This window comes from Mesorhizobium huakuii, from assembly GCF_030160235.1.
Classification (GTDB): domain Bacteria; phylum Pseudomonadota; class Alphaproteobacteria; order Rhizobiales; family Rhizobiaceae; genus Mesorhizobium; species Mesorhizobium huakuii.
Genome location: NZ_BSNY01000039.1, coordinates 40661 through 54695 on the forward strand (window position 1 = coordinate 40661; position 14035 = coordinate 54695).

The following is a 14035-nucleotide window of genomic DNA, read 5'->3' on the forward strand; positions in this document are numbered from 1 at the left end:
GCAGAACGCTTCGATCGTCAGCGTTTCATCGGGCTGCGCGCCTCGCCGTCGCGCCAGTCGCCGCTTGCCCACATATGGTCGAAGGCGGCGCGGTAGTCCGGGAAACGCAGGCAATAGCCCGCCGCCTTGATCGCCGCATTGGCGACACGCTTGTTCTCGCCATAGAAGGACCGCGCCATGGGCGAAAGTTGGGCGGTGTCGAAAGGAATCTCCGGCGGCGGCTCGACGCCCATCAGCGACGCGGCATAGGCGACGACATCCTGCGGCGGCGCCGGCTCATCATCGGTGACGTTGAAGATGCCGCCTGTATTGCCTTCGACAAGCCGCCACAGCGCCCCGGCGATATCGTCGCAATGGATGCGGTTGAACACCTGGTCCGGCTTGACCAGCCGCCGCGCGGTGCCGTTTTCCAGATTGACCAGCGCATTGCGGCCGGGACCATAAATGCCAGACAGACGCAGGATCGCCACCGGCTTGCCGATCTCCTCGCCGAGTTTCAGCCACGCCTGCTCGGCTTCGACCCGCATGACGGAGCGTTTGGATACCGGCCGGCACGCAGCCGTTTCATCGACCCAGGCGCCGCCATAATCGCCATAGACGCCGACGGTGGAGAGATAGCCGATCCATTGCAGTGCCGGCATTCCTGCGATCGCTTCCCGGGCGGCATTCAGGACGGGGTCGCCGGCTTCTTCCGGGGCGACCGAAATCACCAGATGGGTTGTTTTTTTCAGCGCCTCGCCGATTTCGCCGGTCAATGCGCCATCGAACAGCAGCGGGGCGATGCCGGCCTGGCGCAACGCCGCGAATTTCTCCTCGGACCGCGTTGTCCCGAGGATCGCGGCGGCATCCCTGTTGGCGCGGGCAAAGGCCTTGCCGGAATAGCCGGCGCCGAAGATGAATATCTGCTTTTCGCTCATGCATGCGCCCTGTCTGGCCGCGCCAGGCGCCATTCCTCGCGCACCGCCGCATCGTTCTCGGTCTTCAGGCCGGTCGCGGCCCGCTCGGCATATTCGGCATCGGGCACCAGCCGCGCCAGCGCCCATATTGCCGCGCCACGCACCAGCGGCGAGGCGTCATCCAGCAAGCCACGCACAGGGATGGCCAGGGCGGCATCGCCGGAATTGCCGGTGGCGATCAGCACGTTGCGGATGAAGCGGTCGCGGCCGATGCGCTTGATCGGCGAGCCGGAGAAGAAGGCGCGGAAGGCCGCGTCGTCCAGTTCGAGCAGGTCGGCGAGCGGCGGCTCACGCAAATCGTCACGCGCGGCGAGCTTTGCTTCCGATGCCGCCCGGGCGAACTTGTTCCAGGGACACGCGGCCAGGCAATCGTCACAGCCATAGATGCGGTTGCCGATCTTCTCGCGGAATTCGTGTGGGATCGGCCCCTTGTTCTCGATGGTGAGGTAGGAAATGCAGCGCCGCGCATCGAGCCGGTAGGGCGCGGGGAAGGCATCGGTCGGGCAGGCGTCGAGGCAGGCGCGGCAGGAGCCGCAATGGTCGATCTCGGCCCGGTCGGGCGCGAGCTCGGCCGTGGTGAAGATGGTGCCGAGGAACAGCCAGGAGCCGTGCTCGCGGCTGACCAGATTGGTGTGTTTTCCCTGCCAGCCGAGGCCCGCGGCTTGCGCCAGCGGCTTTTCCATCACCGGCGCCGTGTCGACGAACACCTTCACGTCGCCGCCGGCGCGCGCGACGATCTTGCCGGCGATTTCCTTCAGCCGGCCTTTTATCACATCGTGATAATCGCGGTTTTGCGCATAGACGGAGATGGCGCCCCGGTCCTGCCTGGCCTGCAGGTCGCGCGGATCATGGTCGGGGCCGTAATTCATCGCCAGCACGATGATCGAGCGTACTTCTGGCCACAGCGTGGAAGGTTCGCCGCGCCGTTCAAGCGTCTCGGCGATCCAATCCATCGAGCCGTGAAAGCCGTCGGCAACGAATTCGGCCAGGCGGGCCGGCGCCAGCGGGATCGCATCGGGAGTGGTGACGGCAATGGCGTCGAAGCCGGCGCGCTGCGCCTCCGCGTCGATCAGCGCGCGCAGTTTTGCGGCGTCAGAAGTCGAGGTCCGCATAATGCGACACCGGCGACAGGCCGCGCACGCGGTCGGTCAAGAGCGGCCGGAAGGAGGGCCGCGACTTCACCCGCGTGTACCATTCGCGCGCCGCGGCATGTTCGCGCCAGTCGATCTCACCGAGATAGTCGAGCACCGACAACGTCGCGGCGGCGGCGAGATCGGCATAGGTGACCCTGCCGCCGGCCAGCCAATGGCGGGTGCCGGCCAGCCAGTTGGTGTATTTCATGTGCTGGCGGATGTTGGCGCGCGCGGCGCGGATCGCGCCCGAATCAGGCGAACCGCCGCCCGCCGTTTCCGGCATGATCGGCTTCAGCACGCGTTCGCGCACCAGATGGCGGGTGACTTCGCTTTCGGCCTTGTTCAAGTACCAGTCGATCAGCCGGCGGATTTCGGCGCGCTGCATCGGGTCCTCGGCGAACAGCCGCTTGTCGCGCTTGAGCACGCCGCGCGTCTCGTCGAGATATTCCGAGATCACCGTCGCGCCGACGATCGGCACATCGCCTTCGGCGAGCAGGATCGGCAGCGTGCCGGCCGGGTTCAGCGCCAAAAACTCCTTGCGCCGCGTCCACGGCTTTTCCTCGATCAGCGCCAGCTCCTCGCCATACTCGCCGAAAGCAAGGCGGACGAAGCGGCAGGTTGCGAACATGGGATGGTGGAAAAGCGTCAGCATGGTTCCGCGATGATAAAGCGCACTGGCGAATCGCCGGGCGCACCGGTAAGTCTTGGCCGCCCGGTTAGCGGGCCGTCAGGGTGTTGCGACCTATAGGGGGACTTCAACGCCATGACAAGCAAGCCGTTCAGTTAGCCGTCGCGCAAAGCCGAGGTAGCCATGGAAAGCCAGACCATCGTCGAAGCCCTGCTGCTCGGCCTGCTGGAAGGCCTGACCGAGTTCATACCGGTGTCCTCGACCGGCCATATCCTGCTCGCCGGCCATTTCCTCGGCTTCAATTCGACCGGCAAGGCCTTCGAGATCCTGATCCAGCTCGGCGCCATCCTGGCGATCCTGAGCGTCTACTTCCGCCGCCTGTGGCAGATGCTGCTCGACCTGCCGCATGACCGGCTGACGCGGCATTTCGTCATCGGCATCCTGATCGCCTTCCTGCCGGCGGCGATCATCGGCGCGCTGGCGCATGATTTCATCAAGACGGTGCTGTTCGAATCGCCAAGGCTGATCTGCATCATGCTGATCATCGGCGGCGTCGTGCTGCTGGCGGTCGACCGCATGAACCTGAAGCCGGTCTATCGCGACGTCGAGCGCTTCCCGACCCGGCTTTACCTGCAGATCGGCCTGTTTCAGTGCCTGTCGCTGATCCCCGGCACGTCGCGCTCGGGTTCGACCATCGTCGGTGCGCTGCTGCTGGGCGTCGACAAGCGGGCGGCGGCGGAGTTCTCCTTCTTCCTGGCCATCCCGACCATGGTCGGCGCCTTCGCCTTCGACCTGTTCAAGAACCGCAACGTGCTGACCTCGGCCGACCTTCCGATCATCGCCATCGGCTTCGTCGCCGCCTTCGTCACCGCGCTGTTCGTGGTGCGCTACCTGCTCGATTACGTCTCGCGCAACGGCTACTCGCTGTTCGGCTGGTGGCGGCTGGTGGTGGGTATTGTCGGGCTGGTGGCGTTGATGATCTGGGGGTGAGCCTACCCTCCCCCTTGTGGGGAAGGGTGAAGGGCTCAATTCCGCCCATAAAACGCGTTTTCGACATGCACCGGCCAGCGCCAGGGCAGCACGGCGACCATGTCGAAACGCATCGACAGTTTGCCATAGTCGGGCTGGCGAGACAGCCAGATGTCGGCGGCAGCCTCGATGCGGCGCTCCGATTCATGGCCGATCGCTTCCATGGCTTCCATCAGCGTGCGCCGCGCCTTGACCTCGACGAACAGCACGAGTTCGCCACGCCGCGCGATCAGGTCGATCTCGCCGAAACGGGTGCGATGACGGCGCGCGAGGATGCGGTAGCCCTTCAGCATCAGCGCCACTGCGGCCAGCCATTCGCCGCGATGGCCGCGCCGATAGGCTTTCTGGCGGCTGGCGCTCGGGCGCTCAGCCACCGTCGCCTTCTTTGAGCTCAAGCAGCCGCCGGTAAAGCGCCTGCTTCTGGCCGCCGGTCATCTTCGCGGCTTCCGCCGCCGCCTTGGAGGCCGGCATTTCGGCGGCGAGCGACAAAAGCAGGCGGTCAATGTCTTCGGGCTCGTCCGCCTTGGCCTCGGCCGGCCCGACGCAGACGACGATCTCGCCCTTCGGCGTATCGGCCGCCGCATAGTGGTCGGCCAGCGCCCGCAGCGTGCCGGTGCGCATTTCCTCGAAGGTCTTGGTCAATTCGCGGCCGATGGCGGATTTGCGTTCGCCGCCGAGCGCCTCGACCATGGCGCCGAGCGACTCGGCCAGGCGGCGCGGCGATTCAAAGAAGATCAGCGTCGCCGGTACCGCTTTCAGCGCCTCCAGCCGCGTCAGCCGCTGGCCAACCTTGACCGGCAAAAAGCCTGCGAACAGGAAGGCGTCTGATGGCAGGCCTGACGCCGTGAGCGCCGCAAGCGGCGCCGAGGGACCGGGGATCGGCACGACGCGAATGCCGTGGTCGATCGCCTCGCCGACCAGCCGGTAGCCGGGATCGGACACCAGCGGCGTGCCGGCATCGGAAATCAGCGCCACGCTCTGGCCGGCCTGAAGCGCCGCGATCAGCTTCGGCCCGGCCTCGCCGGCATTGTGCTCGTGATAGGCCGTGGTGCGGCGGCGGATGCCGTAGCGGTCGAGCAGCACGCGCGACACCCTGGTGTCCTCGCAGGCGACGATATCGGCGGCGGCCAGCGTCTCCAGCGCGCGCAGCGTGATGTCGGCCAGATTGCCGATCGGGGTGGCCACCAGATAGAGCGCCGGCTCGAGCCGACGGGCCGGGATTTCGGTCTGCCCGACCACATAGCTGCGTCTGCCCGTCTCATCGGTCACTGATGCCGTCTCCGTTCGGCCCTTTTTGGCCTGCCAGATCTTGTTTGGCCTGCCAAATCCTATTTGGCATGGCTGGCGCAGGCTTGCAAAAGCCCACGCCGATGTAAGGTGACCGCCATTCCTTCGCCACAGTAGGGAACCAAACCGGCATTGGCAGATTTAGCCCCTGATTCCTAAAGGGAGGACAGGATGGACAGCCTGAAGATACAGGACGCTTTCGAGCCTTACTATGCCGGCCGCAAGCGCGTTGCCGCCCCCAGGGACAAGCGCCTGCCTGCCAAGACCGACACCAGCCTGACCGAGCGGGCAACAACCGCCCTGCCGTCGAATGTCAGGCTTTGCGACAACAAACCCGACAGCACGACGGAGCACTGACCGGACGATGCCCAATCGCTTCGATATCTTCATCACCCGTCTTGAAACGAAAACCGCCAGGGACGGCGTGCCTCCACATCCGATGAACGACCAGCACAGCGTTCGCCGCGAAAAGGCCGACGCCAAACCGGCCCGCAACGGAGAGGCGCATGCCGAGAAGGACCGAGGCAAGCGGCGTTTCAAGCACGACGCCTGACAAGCGCGACCTCCGTGACCTGCTCTTGGCTCGTCATCGTGCGTGGAGATGGGGAGATGCAGCGTGAACCCGAGGATAGCGGGGATCTGGTTCACACCAGATAGCGTGAAACGCGCGCCTTCAGAAGGTCAATCAGCTCGAGATCCATGAATTCATAATTATCCGGTATATCGAGACAGATGACCCGGGCCTTCTTCAGGCTCGTCTTGAATTTCTTCTGCAGCTTGGTGCGGTGCACCTTTTCCATGACGAAGATGATGTCGGCCCAGGCGACGAGCTCGTGCGTCAGCGGCGTATCGGCGTCATGATTGGTGCCGGCCGACGCAACTTCGATATCCCGGCGCGTTGAAAACACCTGTTCGGCGGTCGGGCTGCGCAAGCGGTTCTGGCTGCAGACGAAGAGGACGTTTTTCAAGACTTTTGCTCAAGCATGATCTCTGGACAAACGGAATCGTTTGCCCGAGAAAACCGGCTTCCACTTTTCGGGACCATGCCTAGCGCGCCAGATCCGCCACCACGGCGTCGAGCACGATCATGCCGGCCGGCGTGGCGCGCAGGCGGGCATTGCCGATCGGCGCCACCAGCCCCTCACCCTGCAGCACCGACAGCCGCGCGCTCGACAGGCCACGGCCGGAAAACGCCTCGTAACGCGAGAGGTCGATGCCTTCGGCAAGCCTCAGCCCCATCAGCAGGAACTCGTCGGCCTCCTCCGAGCGTGTCAGTATCTCACCGCCGGTGACGCCGTGGCCCTTGGCCTCCACGAGGTTGGCCCAGGTCTCCGGCATCCGCTCGGCGATCGTCACCGTGCGGCGGCCGTTCTCGACGAAGCGGCCATGCGCGCCGGGCCCGACGCCGACATACTCGCCATAGCGCCAATAGGTCAGATTGTGCCTGCTCTCCGCGCCGGGCCTGGCGTGGTTGGAGATCTCATAGGCCGGCAGGCCGTGCGCCGTGGTGATCTCCTGCGTCAACGCATAGAGGTCGGCGGCGTGGTCATTGTCGGGAATGGCGAACTTTTTCGCCGCATGCAGGGCGTGGAAGGGCGTGCCCTCCTCGATGGTCAGCTGGTAGAGCGAGAGATGGTCGGCGGCATGGCCGATCGCCTGCTCCAGCTCGGATGCCCACGCCTCCGGCGTCTGGCCGGGGCGGGCGTAGATCAGGTCGAAGGACAGGCGCGGGAAGATTTCGCGCGCGAGCCCGATGGCGTGCAGCGCCTCGTCGACATTGTGCAGCCGCCCGAGGAAGCGCAGATCCTTGTCGTTCAGCGCCTGCACGCCGAGCGAGACGCGGTTGACGCCCGCCGCCCGATAGCCGCGAAAGCGTTCGGCCTCGACCGAAGACGGGTTGGCCTCCAGCGTCACTTCGATGCCATCCGGCACTGTCCAGTTCTTGGCCACCGCATCCAGAACCCTGGCCACGGTTTCCGGCTTCATCAGCGACGGCGTGCCGCCGCCGAGGAAGATGCTAGTGACCTCGCGCGGCCCGGTCCGCTCGCGCATCGTCGCCAGTTCGGCCTCGAAGGCGGCGGCAAAGCGCTCCTGGTCTACCGGCTGGTGGCGGACATGGCTGTTGAAGTCGCAATAGGGGCATTTGGCCGCGCAGAACGGCCAATGGATGTAGACGCCGAAGCCGGGGCTGCGATCCAGCGGCATGGTGATGCCGGATCCAGTCATGCCGAACCCAATCTCGGCAGATCCAACCGTGCTTGGGCGAATTTCTGGAAAGCGCGGGCACGGTGCGACAGCGCCGTCGCCTGGCCGGGTTTCCAGCCGTGCTTTTCCTCGGCGCTCATCTCGCCAAAGGTCTTGTCGAAACCATTGGGCAAGAACACCGGATCATAGCCGAAGCCGAGCTCCCCGCGCGGCGGCCAGACCAGCGTGCCTTCGGCCTCCCCGCGATAGTATTCGGCCGCCCCGTCGGGAAAGGCGAGGCAGATGACGGCGACGAAGCGGCCCTTGCGCTGTTCGGCCGACGCGGCGCCGACTTCCTGCAGCGCCACTTCGGTGCGCTGCATGGCCATGGCGAAATCTCTGCTGCCGTCAGGGGTTTCGGCCCAGTTGGCGGTGTAGACGCCGGGCGCGCCGTCGAGCGCGTCGACGCAGAGGCCGGAATCGTCCGACAGCGCCGGCAGGCCGGTCGCCTTCGCGGCGGCGAGCGCCTTGATGTAGGCGTTTTCCTCGAAAGTGGTGCCGGTCTCGTCAGGCTCAGGCAGCCCATAGTCCTTGGCCGACTTCGCCTCGAAGCCGAACGGCCCCATCAAATCGGCGAATTCGCGCAGCTTGCCGGCGTTGTGGCTGGCGACGACGATCTTCTTGCCATCAAGTGTATGCATCAAAGGCCCCAGATTCTCGGCTCGGCGAACTCGATCGAATTGCCCGAGGGGTCGCGTATATAGAGCGAACGGCCGCCCTGCGGCCATTCGAATTCGCTTTCGATGACGATCTTCTTCGCCTCGAGATGCGCCTTCCAGCCGACGATTTCATCGGCGCTGGCCGCAAAGCAGAGATGACCTTCGCCGACCGCGCCATGCGGCGGCACCGGCAGCCGGGCGTCGGGCGCCGGAGGTATTCTGGTCGCCTCGGCATTGAAGACCAGCAGCACGCCCGGCCCGCAGCGGAAGAAAAGATGCCTGCCGTCGACCTTGCCGAGCAGGTCGAGGCCGAGCACGCCGACATAGAATTCTTCCGCCGCCGCCAGATCGGTGACGTAGAGGGCTGATTCAAGGATGGCGGAGGGGGTCACCAGAAGATCGATGGCTTACGCCACCGCCATCTGCTGCAGGCTGACCAGGCGCTGGATGCCTTTCTTGGCCAGGCCCATCAATTCGGCGAACTGGTCCTCCGAGAAAGGCTCGCCCTCGGCTGTGCCCTGGATCTCGACGATGCCGCCCTTGCCGGTCATGACGAAATTGGCGTCGGTGCCGGCCGCGGAATCCTCGAGATAATCGAGGTCGATGACCGGCTGGCCGTCATGGATGCCGCAGGAAATCGCCGCGACATGGTCTTTCAGCACCTTCGAAACGCTGGCCATCTGCCGGGCTTCCATCCAGCGCAGGCAGTCATGGAGCGCCACCCAGCCGCCGGTGATCGAGGCGGTGCGGGTTCCGCCATCGGCCTGGATGACGTCGCAATCGACGGTGATCTGCTGTTCGCCGAGCGCCTGCAGATCGACAACGGCGCGCAGCGAGCGGCCGATCAGGCGCTGGATTTCCAGCGTGCGGCCGCCCTGCTTGCCGGCCGAGGCCTCGCGGCGCATGCGCTCGCCGGTCGAGCGCGGCAGCATGCCATATTCGGCCGTCACCCAGCCCTTGCCGGAATTGCGCATCCAGCCCGGCACCTTCTCCTCGAGGCTCGCCGTGCACAGGACATGGGTATCGCCGAACTTCACCAGGCACGAACCTTCGGCGTGCTTGGAGACGCCGCGCTCGAAGGAGATGGCGCGCATTTCGTCGAATTGGCGTTTGGAGGGGCGCATTCAGGCTTCTTTCCCAGTCATTTTTCGGAATCTTGGCCGGCTTTTAGACGCATGGGGAGCAGCGCGCAAAGGAAAACGGACCGGGCGATCCGATACAGAGACCGGGTTGCGCCCACCGTGCCGAAGTCTATATCCTGAGCAAGGAGGTTTTTGGCCGAATGACCAAGGCAATCGATCCCGGTTCGCAGTCGCTTGCACTTCAATCACTCGACATGCGCTCACGTGACATCTTCCGGCGCATCGTCGATTCCTATCTCAGGGACGGCGAGCCCGTGGGCTCACGCAGCCTGTCGCGCATCCTGCCGTCCTCGCTGTCGCCGGCCACCATCCGCAATGTGATGAGCGATCTCGAGCATCTCGGGCTGATCTATGCGCCGCATATCTCGGCCGGCCGGCTGCCGACGCAGGCGGGCCTGCGCTTCTTCGTCGATGCCTTCATGGAACTTGGCGACCTCTCCGACGAGGAGCGCCGCACCATCGAGGCGCAGGTGCGGGCCTCCGGCTCGGGCGCGACGCTGGAGCACATGCTGACCGAGGCCAGCCAGATGCTGTCGGGCATGTCGCGCGGCGCCGGCCTGGTGCTGGCCGCCAAGAACGAGGTGGCGCTGAAGCATATCGAATTCATCCAGTTGGAGCCGACCAAGGCGCTCGCCGTGCTGGTGTCGCAGAATGGCGATGTCGAGAACCGCGTCGTCGAGCTGCCGGCGGGCATCACCGTCTCGCAGCTGCACGAGGCCTCGAATTTCCTCAACGCGCATATTCGCGGCCGCACGCTGGCCGAGGCGCGCACCGAGATCGCCCGCATCAAGGAAGAGACGAGGGCGGCACTGGACACGCTGTCGCAGGACCTCGTCGAGAAGGGCCTGGCGGTGTGGGCGGGCGCGGAAAGCGGCCTGCCGGCACGGCTTATCGTGCGCGGCCGCGCCAATCTCCTCGAAAACGTCACCGCCCAGGCCGACATCGAATTGCTGCGGCACCTGTTCGAGGACATGGAGACGCAGGACGGGCTGATCCAGCTGCTTGACCTCGCCGAGCAGGGATCGGGCGTGCGCATCTTCATCGGTTCGGAAAACAAGCTGTTCTCGCTGTCTGGCTCCTCGCTGGTGGTCGCGCCCTATCGCGACAAGGATGCCCGCGTCGTCGGCGCGCTCGGCGTCATCGGGCCGACGCGGCTGAACTACGCCCGCATCGTGCCGATGGTCGACTATACCGCGCAGCTGATTTCGCGCATGCTAAGGTAGGGGCCCGGACAGCAAGAGACGGGCAGCAAGGAGAAAAACAATGGCGCTCGAAGAACTCAAGGCCCGGATCAGCCTGCTGCTCGAGGAGATGGTCAACCAGCCGGAAGACCAGCACGAAATCCAGGAACAATTGCGCGAGAAGCTGCAGGAAATGCGCGCCATGGGCTTGCCGCTACCGGCCGATCTCGTCGCGCTGGAAAAACGCCTCGACGACGATTTCCTGGCTGCCGGGACATAGGCAGGGAACCTGCTTCCCTCAACTCGTCGTGTGAGGCGGAACCCGAGGACAAATCGGCCGTTGGTTTCCTTCGCGACCAGATGGAGGACAAGATGACCCGATTGGCCGGACTGGTGATCCCCGCCCTGTTTCTCGCGGGCGCGGCGTTCGCCCAGCAGGCGGATCAGCCTGTTTTGCGGGGTGCCGCCGCCTTCGGCGACTGGCGTGCCGACAGGCCGGGCGTGCGCCGCCTGATCAAGCCGGAAGACCTGCCGAAGCCATATGTCACCAAGTCGGTGTCGAACAGTGCCGGGCTTGCCGACATGCCGGCGGGCGAGAAACCGCAATTGCCGCCGGGTTTTTCGGCCGAGATGATCGCCTCCGGCATCGACAATCCGCGCGTCGTGCGCGTCGCACCCAATGGCGACCTGTTCGTCGCCGACAGTGAGGCCAACCAGATCCGCGTCTATCGCCTGGCCAAGGACAGCGCCAAGCCCGCCGAGGACGGCATTTTCGCCGGCAATCTCAACCAGCCCTATGGCATTGCCTTCTATCCGCCGGGCGATGATCCGCAATGGGTCTATGTCGCCAACAGCGACAGCATCGTGCGCTTCGCCTACCAGAAGGGCGAGCTGAAGGCATCCGGCGAGCCCGAAATCATCGTCGCCAACATTCCCGCGAACCACCACTGGACCCGCGACATCGTCTTTTCGCCTGACGGCAAGACGCTCTATCTGTCGGTCGGTTCGGGCTCGAACGTCGCCGAGGACATGGGCAAGGCGCCCGATGGCGGCCTTGAAGCATGGGAGAAATCGCAGCCACTGGGCGCGACCTGGGGCTCCGAAGAGGGGCGCGCCGACGTGCAGGCCTTCGATCCCGACGGCAAGAACGGCCGCATCGTCGCCACCGGCCTGCGCAACTGCTCCGGCATGACCATCCAGCCGGCGACCGGCGCGCTGTGGTGCGTGGTCAACGAGCGCGACGCGCTGGGCGACAATGTGCCGTTCGAATACGCCACCACCGTCAAGGACGGCGCGTACTATGGCTGGCCCTGGTACTATATCGGCAATCACGAGGATCCGCGCCACAAGGGCGCGCGGCCCGACCTCGCCGGCAAGGCAACCGTTCCCGACGTATTGATGCAGGCGCATTCGGCGCCGCTCAACATCGCCTTCTACGACCGCAAGGATCTGCCCGCCGATAGCGGTTTTCCCAAGGAATACCGGGGCGATGCGTTTGTCGCCCTGCACGGTTCGTGGAATCGCGGCAACAGGACCGGCTACAAGATCGTCCGGCTGCTGTTCAAGGACGGCAAGCCGACCGGCGAGTATGAGGATTTCATGACCGGCTTCGTCGTCTCCAATGGCGAGGTCTGGGGCCGGCCGGTCGGCGTGGCGGTGGCCCATGACGGCGCGCTGATCGTTACCGAGGACGGCAACGGCACGATCTGGCGCGTGACCTATGACGGCGGCCGTTCCTGAGGAACCTTGCTTGGGCAGCGCGGGCTCCCTCCGTGCGATCTGGTGCAATGGATTCGGCACCCAGGAAATTCAACCCTCGCCCGTTCCATGCGATAAGGCCCTTCAATCTGGGACCGCATCCATGACCCTCACCGGCTTCCTCGCCTACAGTGCCGCCCTCGGCATCGCCGCCGCCATTCCCGGCCCCGGCGTCACCGCGCTTGTCGCGCGGGCGCTCGGCTCCGGCTTCCGCTCGTCGCTGGCCATGTCCTTTGGCCTGATGCTGGGCGACCTCACCTACCTGACCGCGGTGGTGCTCGGCCTCGCCTTCGTCGCGCAGACCTTCGGCATGGTGTTCCTCGCCATCAAATGGGCCGGTGTCGCCTATCTGGCATTTCTGGGCTGGCGTTTCTGGACCGCCGGCATCACGCCCGAGACGGTCGAGGCGAAAAAGGGCAAGGGCGGACTGGTGTCGAGCTTCATCGCCGGCCTCACCGTCACGCTCGGCAATCCGAAGACGATGATCTTCTATCTCGCCATCACGCCGACCATCGTCGACCTGAAGACCATCACCCTGGCCGATTACGGCATTCTCGCCGCGCTGACGGTAGTCGTACTGTTCGTCGTTCTGGTTCCCTATCTGGCGCTGGCCGCCAAGGCGCGCTGGTTCCTGAAATCGCCGCGCGCGCTGAAGCTGCTGAACCGCACCGCCGCCGGCTTCATGGTGGGCGCGGCGGCGGCGATCGCGGCCCGCCAGTAGCACGCTTCCCGCCAAAACATTCCGGGGTCAGGCTTCCCCGCGAAATGCTTTTCCGTGACAAGGGCGTTTTAGACACAGACCCCACTCGGATATTTCCGGCCGACAGCTTATGTTGCGCGGCTGAAAGCCCTATCTTGCCGGCTGTAATGCCACTTGCCTGAAATCCTGGGAGCGAAACAATGAACAAGCCCGTCACCTCCGCCCGCGTCCCCGGCCGCGGCCGCATCTACAGTTCCATCACCGACACGATCGGCGACACGCCCCTGGTCCGGCTCGACAAGTTCGCCAAGGAGAAGGGCGTCGTCGCCAATCTCGTTGCCAAGCTCGAGTTCTTCAACCCGATCGCCTCGGTCAAGGACCGCATCGGCGTGGCGATGATCGAGGCGCTGGAGGCGGCCGGCAAGATTGCGCCCGGCAAGACGACGCTGATCGAACCGACCTCGGGCAATACCGGCATCGCGCTTGCCTTCGCCGCCGCCGCCAAGGGCTACAAGCTGATCCTGACCATGCCCGAGACGATGTCGGTCGAGCGCCGCAAAATGCTGGCGCTGCTCGGCGCCGAACTGGTGCTGACCGAAGGTCCCAAAGGCATGAAGGGCGCCATCGCCAAGGCCGACGAGCTGGCCGCGACGATCCCCAACGCCGTCATCCCGCAGCAGTTCGAAAACCCCGCCAACCCGGAGATCCACCGCAAGACGACAGCGCAGGAGATCTGGAACGACACGCAGGGCGAGGTCGACATCTTCGTCGCCGGCATCGGCACGGGCGGCACCATCACCGGCGTCGGCCAGGTGCTGAAGAAGCTCAAGCCTTCGCTGCATGTCGTCGCCGTCGAGCCGGAAGCCTCGCCGGTTCTGTCGGGCGGCCAGCCCGGCCCGCACAAGATCCAGGGCATCGGCGCCGGTTTCGCGCCAAAGATCCTCGACACCACGATCTATGACGAGATCGTCAAGGTTTCCAACGAGGATTCGGTCGCCAATGCGCGCCTCGTCGCCCGCCTCGAAGGCGTGCCGGTCGGCATTTCGTCGGGCGCGGCGCTGCAAGCGGCAATCGTCGTCGGCTCGCGACCGGAGAACAAAGGCAAGACCCTGGTCGTGGTCATTCCGGACTTCGCCGAACGCTACCTGTCGACGATTTTGTTCGAGGGGCTGGGGGCTTAGGCTTCATACCTCGAAGATTGGCCTTAGCGGCCCTCACGCTTCGTCATCCCAGGGCAGAGCAGCCGCGCAGCGGCGTCGCGGAGACCCTGGGATCCATGCCGTGAGCGTGGCCGAGGAATGCCACGGTCCAGAATGCC

18 protein-coding genes are annotated in these 14035 nt (G+C 65.2%); 8 read left to right on the forward strand and 10 right to left on the reverse strand.

The window, feature by feature from the left end; all coding sequences use genetic code 11:
• Nucleotides 1-17: 17 nt before the first annotated feature.
• Genes QQK95_RS20610 through QQK95_RS20620 form a run of 3 tightly spaced genes read right to left on the reverse strand, consistent with a single transcriptional unit; the run spans nucleotide 18 to nucleotide 2741 of the window.
• Nucleotides 18-917, reverse strand: coding sequence for an SDR family oxidoreductase (locus QQK95_RS20610; protein ID WP_284276082.1), 900 nt, complete (start codon nucleotides 915-917; stop codon nucleotides 18-20).
• On the reverse strand, nucleotides 914-2068 hold the full coding sequence (queG, locus tag QQK95_RS20615; RefSeq protein ID WP_284276084.1) for a tRNA epoxyqueuosine(34) reductase QueG: 1155 nt from the start codon (nucleotides 2066-2068) through the stop codon (nucleotides 914-916). Before queG ends, QQK95_RS20610 begins: the two co-directional genes overlap by 4 nt.
• A complete protein-coding gene (locus tag QQK95_RS20620; protein ID WP_010912586.1) occupies nucleotides 2049-2741 on the reverse strand; it encodes a glutathione S-transferase family protein in 693 nt (230 codons plus the stop codon). The genes queG and QQK95_RS20620 overlap by 20 nt, the downstream gene beginning before the upstream one ends.
• 159 nt (nucleotides 2742-2900) lie before the next feature.
• Between QQK95_RS20620 and QQK95_RS20625 the strand changes: the two genes are divergently transcribed.
• Nucleotides 2901-3707, forward strand: a complete 807-nt coding sequence (locus tag QQK95_RS20625) for an undecaprenyl-diphosphate phosphatase (protein WP_284276086.1) — start codon at nucleotides 2901-2903, stop codon at nucleotides 3705-3707.
• A gap of 35 nt (nucleotides 3708-3742) precedes the next feature.
• On the opposite strand, the gene QQK95_RS20630 is transcribed toward QQK95_RS20625, so the two are convergent.
• A complete protein-coding gene (locus QQK95_RS20630) occupies nucleotides 3743-4120 on the reverse strand; it encodes a YraN family protein (protein WP_284276088.1) in 378 nt (125 codons plus the stop codon).
• On the reverse strand, nucleotides 4113-5015 hold the full coding sequence (gene rsmI / locus QQK95_RS20635; protein ID WP_284276090.1) for a 16S rRNA (cytidine(1402)-2'-O)-methyltransferase: 903 nt from the start codon (nucleotides 5013-5015) through the stop codon (nucleotides 4113-4115). Before rsmI ends, QQK95_RS20630 begins: the two co-directional genes overlap by 8 nt.
• A gap of 189 nt (nucleotides 5016-5204) precedes the next feature.
• Here rsmI and QQK95_RS20640 point away from each other — a divergent pair, with 189 nt between their 5' ends.
• The gene (locus QQK95_RS20640) at nucleotides 5205-5390 is read left to right on the forward strand and encodes a hypothetical protein (RefSeq protein WP_284276091.1); all 186 of its coding nucleotides are present in this window, start codon (nucleotides 5205-5207) and stop codon (nucleotides 5388-5390) included.
• Between the two features lie 7 nt (nucleotides 5391-5397).
• On the forward strand, nucleotides 5398-5586 hold the full coding sequence (locus tag QQK95_RS20645) for a hypothetical protein (RefSeq protein WP_284276093.1): 189 nt from the start codon (nucleotides 5398-5400) through the stop codon (nucleotides 5584-5586).
• Between the two features lie 91 nt (nucleotides 5587-5677).
• Here the strand turns inward: QQK95_RS20645 and QQK95_RS20650 are convergent, their stop codons facing one another.
• The 5 genes from QQK95_RS20650 to rph form a co-directional block, all read right to left on the reverse strand.
• The gene (locus tag QQK95_RS20650; protein WP_284276095.1) at nucleotides 5678-6001 is read right to left on the reverse strand and encodes a low molecular weight protein tyrosine phosphatase family protein; all 324 of its coding nucleotides are present in this window, start codon (nucleotides 5999-6001) and stop codon (nucleotides 5678-5680) included.
• 79 nt (nucleotides 6002-6080) lie between these two features.
• Nucleotides 6081-7259 carry a radical SAM family heme chaperone HemW gene (gene hemW, locus QQK95_RS20655; RefSeq protein ID WP_284276097.1) on the reverse strand — a complete coding sequence of 393 codons (1179 nt, stop codon included), beginning with the start codon at nucleotides 7257-7259 and terminating at the stop codon, nucleotides 6081-6083.
• Nucleotides 7256-7918 (reverse strand): RdgB/HAM1 family non-canonical purine NTP pyrophosphatase, encoded by a 663-nt coding sequence (gene rdgB / locus QQK95_RS20660; RefSeq protein WP_284276099.1) that lies wholly within the window; start codon nucleotides 7916-7918, stop codon nucleotides 7256-7258. Before rdgB ends, hemW begins: the two co-directional genes overlap by 4 nt.
• Nucleotides 7918-8328, reverse strand: coding sequence for a VOC family protein (locus tag QQK95_RS20665; protein WP_284276101.1), 411 nt, complete (start codon nucleotides 8326-8328; stop codon nucleotides 7918-7920). The genes rdgB and QQK95_RS20665 overlap by 1 nt, the downstream gene beginning before the upstream one ends.
• Nucleotides 8329-8343: 15 nt before the next feature.
• On the reverse strand, nucleotides 8344-9060 hold the full coding sequence (gene rph / locus QQK95_RS20670; protein WP_284276103.1) for a ribonuclease PH: 717 nt from the start codon (nucleotides 9058-9060) through the stop codon (nucleotides 8344-8346).
• Nucleotides 9061-9218: 158 nt separating this feature from the next.
• Here rph and hrcA point away from each other — a divergent pair, with 158 nt between their 5' ends.
• The 5 genes from hrcA (at nucleotide 9219) to cysK (ending at nucleotide 13898) form a co-directional block, all read left to right on the forward strand.
• A complete protein-coding gene (gene hrcA / locus QQK95_RS20675; RefSeq protein WP_041164512.1) occupies nucleotides 9219-10301 on the forward strand; it encodes a heat-inducible transcriptional repressor HrcA in 1083 nt (360 codons plus the stop codon).
• Nucleotides 10302-10341: 40 nt separating this feature from the next.
• Complete coding sequence (locus QQK95_RS20680) at nucleotides 10342-10539, forward strand: hypothetical protein (RefSeq protein ID WP_095202875.1); 198 nt, start codon at nucleotides 10342-10344, stop codon at nucleotides 10537-10539.
• A 92-nt stretch (nucleotides 10540-10631) separates the two neighbouring features.
• Entirely contained in the window at nucleotides 10632-11999 is a 1368-nt protein-coding gene (locus QQK95_RS20685; protein WP_284276111.1) for a PQQ-dependent sugar dehydrogenase, read from the forward strand.
• A gap of 121 nt (nucleotides 12000-12120) precedes the next feature.
• On the forward strand, nucleotides 12121-12738 hold the full coding sequence (locus QQK95_RS20690; protein ID WP_284276113.1) for a LysE family translocator: 618 nt from the start codon (nucleotides 12121-12123) through the stop codon (nucleotides 12736-12738).
• Nucleotides 12739-12917: 179 nt separating this feature from the next.
• Nucleotides 12918-13898 (forward strand): cysteine synthase A, encoded by a 981-nt coding sequence (gene cysK, locus QQK95_RS20695; RefSeq protein ID WP_095202872.1) that lies wholly within the window; start codon nucleotides 12918-12920, stop codon nucleotides 13896-13898.
• Nucleotides 13899-14035: the final 137 nt, after the last annotated feature.

Excerpts from the sequence above, each read along its gene's own strand:
- QQK95_RS20610 (WP_284276082.1), bottom strand. The coding sequence starts at position 917 with ATGAGCGAAAAGCAGATATTCATCTTCGGCGCCGGCTATTCCGGCAAG.
- queG (WP_284276084.1), bottom strand. The coding sequence starts at position 2,068 with ATGCGGACCTCGACTTCTGACGCCGCAAAACTGCGCGCGCTGATCGAC.
- QQK95_RS20620 (WP_010912586.1), bottom strand. The coding sequence starts at position 2,741 with ATGCTGACGCTTTTCCACCATCCCATGTTCGCAACCTGCCGCTTCGTC.
- QQK95_RS20625 (WP_284276086.1), top strand. The coding sequence starts at position 2,901 with ATGGAAAGCCAGACCATCGTCGAAGCCCTGCTGCTCGGCCTGCTGGAA.
- QQK95_RS20640 (WP_284276091.1), top strand. The coding sequence starts at position 5,205 with ATGGACAGCCTGAAGATACAGGACGCTTTCGAGCCTTACTATGCCGGC.
- QQK95_RS20645 (WP_284276093.1), top strand. The coding sequence starts at position 5,398 with ATGCCCAATCGCTTCGATATCTTCATCACCCGTCTTGAAACGAAAACC.
- hemW (WP_284276097.1), bottom strand. The coding sequence starts at position 7,259 with ATGACTGGATCCGGCATCACCATGCCGCTGGATCGCAGCCCCGGCTTC.
- rdgB (WP_284276099.1), bottom strand. The coding sequence starts at position 7,918 with ATGCATACACTTGATGGCAAGAAGATCGTCGTCGCCAGCCACAACGCC.
- rph (WP_284276103.1), bottom strand. The coding sequence starts at position 9,060 with ATGCGCCCCTCCAAACGCCAATTCGACGAAATGCGCGCCATCTCCTTC.
- hrcA (WP_041164512.1), top strand. The coding sequence starts at position 9,219 with ATGACCAAGGCAATCGATCCCGGTTCGCAGTCGCTTGCACTTCAATCA.
- QQK95_RS20680 (WP_095202875.1), top strand. The coding sequence starts at position 10,342 with ATGGCGCTCGAAGAACTCAAGGCCCGGATCAGCCTGCTGCTCGAGGAG.
- QQK95_RS20685 (WP_284276111.1), top strand. The coding sequence starts at position 10,632 with ATGACCCGATTGGCCGGACTGGTGATCCCCGCCCTGTTTCTCGCGGGC.
- QQK95_RS20690 (WP_284276113.1), top strand. The coding sequence starts at position 12,121 with ATGACCCTCACCGGCTTCCTCGCCTACAGTGCCGCCCTCGGCATCGCC.
- cysK (WP_095202872.1), top strand. The coding sequence starts at position 12,918 with ATGAACAAGCCCGTCACCTCCGCCCGCGTCCCCGGCCGCGGCCGCATC.